The organism is Gilvimarinus sp. 1_MG-2023 (assembly GCF_030548285.1).
Map to the genome: position 1 here is coordinate 1 of NZ_JAUOSC010000686.1, position 303 is coordinate 303.

Sequence of the window (303 nt, forward strand, 5' to 3'; positions counted from 1 at the left end):
GGTGGGTAACGTGCGTTACCCGATCGTTATCGGTTCCTGTTTCAGATCAGTACCGTTATCAGCACAGGGAAAAACACCAACAGTAAAATCACCAGCAGCATGGCACCCAGATAAGGCCCCAGCAGCAGAGCAATACGCTCGGCCTTGACACCCGACAGGGCCGAAGCAGTAAACAGCGCTGAACCAACCGGTGGGGTCAGCAAGCCCAGTACCAGCGTCAGACACACCACCACACCAAAGTGAAACGGATTGATGCCATAGACCGAGGTCGCGACGGGTAATAACACCGGCACCACCAGAATC

At 55.1% G+C, this 303-nt stretch carries 1 protein-coding gene; it reads right to left on the reverse strand.

The window, feature by feature from the left end; translation table 11 throughout:
- Nucleotides 1-41: 41 nt before the first annotated feature.
- Nucleotides 42-303, reverse strand: a 262-nt coding sequence (locus Q4563_RS18615; RefSeq protein ID WP_303605566.1) for a TRAP transporter large permease subunit, incomplete at its 5' end; no start/stop codon positions are given.